General features: G+C 65.1%; 4 protein-coding genes. 1 reads left to right on the forward strand and 3 read right to left on the reverse strand.

Translation table 11 applies throughout. The annotated features are described in order from the left end of the window. Positions 1-15: 15 nt before the first annotated feature. Positions 16-933: a dTDP-4-dehydrorhamnose reductase family protein gene (locus ACTHNZ_RS02235; RefSeq protein ID WP_440540863.1), complete on the forward strand. Its 918-nt coding sequence runs from the start codon at positions 16-18 to the stop codon at positions 931-933. 24 nt (positions 934-957) lie between these two features. On the opposite strand, the gene ACTHNZ_RS02240 is transcribed toward ACTHNZ_RS02235, so the two are convergent. The 3 genes from ACTHNZ_RS02240 to imuA are packed head-to-tail and all read right to left on the reverse strand — an operon-like array spanning position 958 to position 6230. Beyond that, complete coding sequence (locus ACTHNZ_RS02240; protein ID WP_440540860.1) at positions 958-4107, reverse strand: error-prone DNA polymerase; 3150 nt, start codon at positions 4105-4107, stop codon at positions 958-960. Positions 4108-4111: 4 nt separating this feature from the next. Then, positions 4112-5596 (reverse strand): Y-family DNA polymerase, encoded by a 1485-nt coding sequence (locus tag ACTHNZ_RS02245; RefSeq protein ID WP_440540861.1) that lies wholly within the window; start codon positions 5594-5596, stop codon positions 4112-4114. After that, on the reverse strand, positions 5526-6230 hold the full coding sequence (gene imuA, locus ACTHNZ_RS02250) for a translesion DNA synthesis-associated protein ImuA (protein WP_440540862.1): 705 nt from the start codon (positions 6228-6230) through the stop codon (positions 5526-5528). The genes ACTHNZ_RS02245 and imuA overlap by 71 nt, the downstream gene beginning before the upstream one ends. Positions 6231-6323: the final 93 nt, after the last annotated feature.

Below are 6323 nucleotides of genomic sequence, written 5' to 3' on the forward strand. Positions count from 1 at the left end.
GGTCCGCGCGAGGCGATGTTCACGGTTGCCGTCATCGGCGCGTCGGGGTTGCTCGGGCGCGCGCTCACGCACGAGCTCGGCGCAAGCGGGCGCTGGCGCGTCGTCCCTACGGCGCACCGGCGCGCGCAAGCCGATACCACCGCACTCGACATTCGAGACGCTTCGGCGGTCCGCTCGTTCGTCGATCGCATTCGCCCGGATGCGATCGTCATCGCAGCCGCCGAGCGTCGGCCCGATGTCTGCGAACGCGATCCGCAGGCCGCGCATGCGCTGAACGTCGATGCGGTTCGGACGATCGCATCGGCGGCTCGGGAATGCGGCGCATGGGTGTTGTCGATCTCGACCGATTACGTGTTCGACGGCAGCGCGCCACCCTATCGAATCGACGATCGGCCCGCACCGCTCAACGCCTACGGACGCAGCAAACTCGAAGGCGAACGTGCGCTCGCGGAATCGACCGATTTCGGCTGCGTGCTGAGGCTCCCGCTGCTGTACGGCCCGATCCTCGAGTGGTCGGAGTCGGCCGTGACGAGCCTCGTTCCGGCCATCGCCGCGTCGAGTGCCCCGGGCGCATCGCCGGCGCCGATGGACGCTTGGGCGACACGGTATCCGACGTACACGCCCGATGTCGCTTGCGTGATCCACGGCATGCTCGAACGGCAGGCCGAAGGCAAGGCCGTCTGCGGTATCGCTCAGTGGTCCGGCGACGAGCCGATGACCAAATTCGAGATCGCCTCTCGCATCGCGCGTCATCTCGGCGTCGATGCCAGGCTCGAGGCGCAAGCTACGAGCAGCGAGGCCACTGCCCGTCCACGCGACTGCCATCTCGACTCGAGCCGGCTCGAAGCGCTCGGAATCGGCCGGCGCACGCCGTTCGACGTCGCGATCGCGAAGGTGCTCGCCGGCGCGCCGCAAGCGCTGCCGAGCGGCTGAGCATCGCGGCCGCACCTCACCCGCTCAGTGGAAATTGCGGCTTTCCGATTGCAAGCCGCCGAGAAGATGCGACAGATCCACGAGCCGCTTGGCCACGAGATGCCGCACTTCTCCCTGGCACTGCCAGATGCCGTACACCGCGAGCAGCGAGGCGCCGAGCACTTCCCTGCGCTGCTTTTCCAGCAGGCTGGGCCAAATGATGACGTTGACGTTGCCTGTTTCGTCTTCGAGCGTCATGAATATCACGCCTTTGGCCGTGCCCGGCCGCTGACGCACCGTGACGATGCCGCAGCCGCGTGCAGGTTGGCCGTTGCGATAGCCGTTCAGCTTCGATGCCGGCATCAGCCGCTTTTCGAGGAGATGCTCGCGCAGCAGCGAGAGCGGATGGCGCCGCAACGTCAGCCCCGCCGAGCGGTAATCGGCCACGATGTCCTGCCCTTCCGTCGGTGCACCGAGCAAAGGGGTGTCGTCCGCCCTCGCGGCCGCGACCAGCATGTCCCTTTCGGGCACCGCGGCCACCGAATGCCAAAGCGCCTCACGCCGATTGCCGACGAGCGTCGATAGCGCATTCGCATCGGCCAGCACGTGCAGAGCCTGGCGATCGAGCTGCGCACGGCGCGCAAGATCGTGGACGCTCTCGAACGAGCGCACGGCTCTTGCGTTTTCGATCCGCTCGGCCACCTCTTCTTTCATGCCGCGCAACAACGACAAGCCGAGGCGCACGGCCGGACGCGCCGCACCTTCGATCGATTCGAGCACGGCGTTCCACCCGCTGACGGTCACGTCGGCCGGCAACACCTTCACGCCATGGCGCCGGGCATCCTGCACGAGTTGAGACGGAGAATAAAACCCCATCGGCTGGCTATTCAGCAGCGCAGCAAGAAAGGCCTCGGGTTCATGGCACTTGAGCCAGCTGCTCGCATAGACGAGCAATGCGAAGCTCGCCGCATGGCTTTCGGGGAAACCGTATTCGCCGAAGCCCTTGATCTGCTCGAAGATCGCATCGGCGAAGCTTTGCTCATATCCACGCTCGCGCATCCCGCTCACGATGCGGTCGTAGTACTTCTGCAAATTGCCTTTGCGCTTCCACGCCGCCATCGCACGCCGCAACTCATCGGCTTCGCCCGGCGTGAAGCCGGCCGCGATGATCGCAACTTGCATCACCTGCTCTTGAAAAATCGGCACCCCCTCGGTGCGGCCCAAGGCTGCCTTCAATGCTTCGCTCGGATACGTCACGGGCTCGAGCCCTTGACGCCGGCGCAAGTAAGGATGCACGGCGCCGCCTTGAATCGGTCCGGGACGCACGATCGCCACTTCGATCACGAGATCGTAGAACGTCTTGGGCCGCAAACGCGGCAACATGCTCATCTGCGCACGCGACTCGATCTGAAAAACGCCGACCGTATCGGCGCGCGAGATCATTTGGTACGTCTGCTCGTCTTCGGACGGCACGTCCTGCATGTCGAAGCGCTCGCCGCGCCGCTCGGAAACGAATTCGAGCGCTCGCCGTATCACCGACAGCATGCCGAGCGCCAAGACATCGACCTTGAGCAATCCCAACGACTCGAGATCGTCTTTGTCCCATTGAATGACGGATCGATCGGCCATCGCCGCATTCTCCACCGGCACGAGCCGCGTCAGCTTGCCGCGGCTGATGACGAAACCGCCCGAATGCTGCGAGAGATGACGCGGGAAATTGAGCAGTTGAGCGGCCAGCCGCGCCCAAGCCTGAATCAGCGGCTGGTTGGGATCGAGCCCCGACTCTTCGAAGCGCGCGAGCAGATCGCGGCTCGTATCGAACCAATGATGCGATTTCGCGACGGCATCGACGATCTGCGGATCGACGCCGAGCGCCTTGCCCGTTTCGCGCAGCGCGCCACGCGGACGATAGGTGGAGACGGCCGCCGCGATCGCCGCGCGATGCCGGCCGTATTTACGGTAGATGTACTGCATGACGAGCTCGCGCCGCTGATGCTCGAAGTCGACGTCGATGTCGGGCGGCTCACCCCGTTCCTTGCTGATGAATCGCTCGAACAGCATGTTGCCGCGCGCCGGGTCCACTTCGGTGATGCCGAGGCAATAGCAAACGGCCGAATTGGCGGCCGATCCGCGCCCTTGGCACAGGATGTTCTGGCTGCGCGCATAACGGACGATATCGTAGACCGTCAAAAAATACGGCTCGTACCGCAACTCGGCGATCAACGCGAGCTCGTGTTCGATCTGTTGCTGCACCGCATGCGCAATGCCGTCGGGAAAACGCCGCCGCGCCCCCGCGTAAGTTTCCTGCCGCAGATAAGCGGTAGGCGTGACACCCTCGGGCACGAGCTCGTCGGGATACTCGTAGCGCAGCTCGTCGAGCGAGAAGGTGCAGCGCGACAAAATATTGACCGTTTCGCGCAACGCTTCGTCGGGATAAAGATTGACGAGACGCAAACGCGAGCGAAGATGCTGCTCGGCATTGGGCGCGAGCTCGTAGCCGCATTCGTGCACGCTCTTGCCGACGCGAATGGCCGTCATCGTGTCTTGCAGCGACTTGCGCGAACGCACATGCATGACGACGTGGCCGAGCGCGACGACCGGCACGCCCCGTTGCCGCGCGACGTGCTCGATCGCGCCGCGGTGAATGTCGTCCATCGCCCTTTGAAGCAGCACGAGCCCGGCCCAAGCACGGCCGGGAAACGTTTCGTCGAGCCATTCGAGCTGAGCGGCGAGCGCCTCTTCCTTGGCCGGAAAATCCGGCACGAGAATCGCCAAGCAATCGGGCATCCCACGCAGATGCGCGTAGCCGGGCTCCGGCCGTGAGAGATCGTAAGGCGTCAGCCGGTACTCGCCCTTCGGCGAGCGCGTGCGCGCAAGCGTGACGAGCTCCGACAGATTGCCGTACCCTTCGCGATTTTGCGCGACCAAGACGAGCCCGAACGACGGCGAGCCGTCGGCATGGCACAAGCGGAAGTACGAACCGATGACGAGCGGCAAGCCGACTTCCTTCGCGGCATCGTGCGCCCGCACGACGCCCGCGAGCGAACATTCATCGGTGATCGCAATGCCCGCATAACCGAGTTGCGCCGCGCGCGCGACGAGCTCTTGCGCATGCGACGCACCGCGCAGAAACGTGAAGTTGGAAAAGCAAAAAAGCTCGGCATACGCCGGCAGCCCATTGAAACCGGGAACCATCGCATTATCCGAATAAGCCGTGAAGGAACCAGCACGGTCCTTCGTCCGCATCGCGGCTGCTCACGCGTTCGCGATAAATCCAGTAATAGCTTTTGTCGTCGGCCTCGGCGACGAAGTAATCGCGCGCGACGAGTTCGCCGTCGAACCAGCCCGCCTCGATACGCTCGGCCGGCGACACGACGCGCAGCGGCGAACCGTAAAACGGCCGATGTGCCCTCATTAGCAAACGCACTGGCGTGGCAAGCATCCACGCCGGCCGAGGCAAGCCTTCGGGCAACGCACTTTTCGTGGCGCTCTCGCGAAGCGGTACCCATCGATTGGCGATCTCGGGCCGGTAATCGGCACAAGGCGCGCAGCGCAGCACGTTCTCTTCGCCGAGCCGGGCCACCAGCAATTCGAGCAGGCGCGCATGGCTTTGCGCCGAGCCGCCGGGCTCGGGAAAAAGCTGCTCGGCCGGCGCCTCGGCCGCCTCCACCTTCGTGGCGTCGAGCCGCACCGCTATCATCGGCGCGGCCAGCTCGATGCGGTGCAGCCGCTCTTTCAGCAAGCGCAGCAGATGCCCTTCCTGCCACGCCGGTTCGCCGAGCGCGATTTCGATCGATGTCGGCGCCACCGCTTGCCTGCCTCGCTCGTGCTCGAGCGAAAGCGTGATGGCCGTCACCGCTAGTTGCTTGGCGCTGAGCCAGCCGCACAACTGTACGATCAACCGATGCCCGGCATGCAGCGCACCGTCCGCATGCTCGATGCGATCGGGCAATTCGAGATGCGCCGAAAACGTGGGCGGCAGCGTCAGCCAATCGAACAACTCCGGTGCCGTGCCGAATGCGCGATCGAGCGAGTCGAGCACGTGCTCGCCGCAGCGGCGCCGCAGCCCTGCACGCGGCAAGCGGCGAACGTCGCCGATCGTCGCGCAGCCCAGCCCTCCGAACCAATCGGCGAACGGCCGCACTTCGGGCACCGCAATCATCGGCAACGGCGACAAGACGCGCTCGAGCGAGGCGAGCCGCATCACACGCCGGCCGCGGTAGCGCGCGAGCAGCCATGCGCCCTGCCCCGTCGGCGCGACGCCGATACGTGCCGTAAAGCCCAACGCCTCGAGAATCGCGCGCGCCTGCCTGCACAACGCCCTCATGCCGCCGAACAGCTTCAGGCTCGCACCGATTTCGGCAATGACCGTTACCTCCTCGGCCAGCGCCACGTCGGGAGAAAACCGCATCAGCGCCACACCGACTTCGCGCAGCGCCGCCGCTTCACGCGCCGCGTCACGCTCATACATGAGCACATCGGCCGACAACGTGAGCGCCCCGCCGCGTTTCATGCCGAGCCGGATGCCGGCTGCGCGGGCGGCCGCATCGGCGATGACCACCTTGTCCTTCTCGAGCACGACGCTGCCGGCCCCCGGATGGCCGGCCCCCGACTCAGGCAGCCACTTCGGCCGGAATACTTCCAACGGCAGTTTCGGCAAGTGAACGGCGAGAAAGACGCGCATGGCGAGACAGCAAAACAGGAGTAGGTTGAAGAGGAATCGGCAAAGGCTCCGCGCGCAGGGGCCCTCGTCGCTTCACGATATCGACCATCAATCCTTCGGCCGATGGCCGCAGCGCCATCCGCAGCAAGGCCGGCGACGCCTCTTGAGCGACCGTTAGAGGCCGCACCATCACGAACAGCGTTTCGGCGGACTGCGCCGCCAGATGCAAGCGCCGCAGCGACGACGGTTGTGCGGACGACGCCCAAAAAATCAAGGCCCCGCAGGTGCCCGCCCGCAGAATCTGCTCGGCGGACCATAACGCATCGGCCGTCTTCGGCGCCTTGACGTAAAGCAGCTGCTCGAGCGGCAACCCGATATAGCCGAGCCCCAAGCCATTGGGCACCTGCGGCGGCCGCAACAGCGCGACCGGACGCCCGAGCGCGCTGAGCGCCGGCTGCAGCAGCCGCATTTCACCGATTCCCGGCTGCTGGACGAGCAGATCGACCAATGCGCCGAGCGGCCAGCCGCCGCCGGGCAATTCGGCCGACAAGGCCGGATATCCCGTTTCCACCACGCGCGTGCGGCCTCGCGCAAGCTGCGAGGCCCGCCAGAGCGACGGATGAATCTCTTCGGCACGAACGGAGGTAGCGAGCATCGGCAACTTGAAACCTGTATATCTATACAGTATCTTACACGCAATCACCTGCCGCGGAACTGGAACTTTTTATGCCACGACATTTCGTAAAAC

Source organism: Trinickia sp. (assembly GCF_051953955.1).
Taxonomy (GTDB): Bacteria; Pseudomonadota; Gammaproteobacteria; order Burkholderiales; family Burkholderiaceae; genus Trinickia.

Coding starts and splice junctions, on each gene's coding strand:
- ACTHNZ_RS02235 (WP_440540863.1), top strand. CDS start 16: ATGTTCACGGTTGCCGTCATCGGCGCGTCGGGGTTGCTCGGGCGCGCG.
- ACTHNZ_RS02240 (WP_440540860.1), bottom strand. CDS start 4,107: ATGGTTCCCGGTTTCAATGGGCTGCCGGCGTATGCCGAGCTTTTTTGC.
- ACTHNZ_RS02245 (WP_440540861.1), bottom strand. CDS start 5,596: ATGCGCGTCTTTCTCGCCGTTCACTTGCCGAAACTGCCGTTGGAAGTA.
- imuA (WP_440540862.1), bottom strand. CDS start 6,230: ATGCTCGCTACCTCCGTTCGTGCCGAAGAGATTCATCCGTCGCTCTGG.